Source organism: Actinomadura napierensis, assembly GCF_039529375.1.
Lineage (GTDB): Bacteria > Actinomycetota > Actinomycetes > Streptosporangiales > Streptosporangiaceae > Spirillospora > Spirillospora napierensis.
Map to the genome: position 1 here is coordinate 1 of NZ_BAAAMR010000427.1, position 522 is coordinate 522.

Sequence of the window (522 nt, forward strand, 5' to 3'; positions counted from 1 at the left end):
AAAAAGGAATTCCGATTTAAAGGTTGAAGCAGTATTGCCTACATCACAGACGAGAATCGAAGCTAAGGCTAAATGTAGCCGGTAACAGATGACTCAGACCACAAGTATTTTGAGATCTGGGAAATGATCCGTCATGTTCGATGTTCGTTCAGAACCTTTAAGTTTGTTTGGTTTGTTTGTGTGAGTCACTATTAGGTGTCACACCCATGAAACGTATGTTGATTAATGCAACTCATGCCGAAGAAGTTCGCGTTGCACTTATCACTGGTAATCGTCTTTACGATTTTGATTTAGAGAATCGTACCCGAGAACAGAAAAAATCCAATATCTATAAAGGCCATGTCACCCGCGTAGAACCATCTTTAGAAGCTGTTTTTGTTGAATATGGCGCAGGTCGTCAAGGCTTCTTGTCTATGCGTGAAATTGCGAATAGCTATTTTCAGGCAGACCCACGTCAAACTTCAAACATTCGTGAACTTATTACTGAAGGCACAGAGCTTTTAGTTTAGGTTGAAAAAGAAG

At 40.2% G+C, this 522-nt stretch carries 1 protein-coding gene; it reads left to right on the plus strand.

Annotation, left to right across the window (positions count from 1 at the left end):
* Positions 1–206: 206 nt before the first annotated feature.
* Positions 207–509: a S1 RNA-binding domain-containing protein gene (locus ABD296_RS50285; protein WP_344285845.1), complete on the plus strand. Its 303-nt coding sequence runs from the start codon at positions 207–209 to the stop codon at positions 507–509.
* Positions 510–522 lie beyond the last annotated feature (13 nt).

Coding starts and splice junctions, on each gene's coding strand:
- ABD296_RS50285 (WP_344285845.1), top strand. CDS start 207: ATGAAACGTATGTTGATTAATGCAACTCATGCCGAAGAAGTTCGCGTT.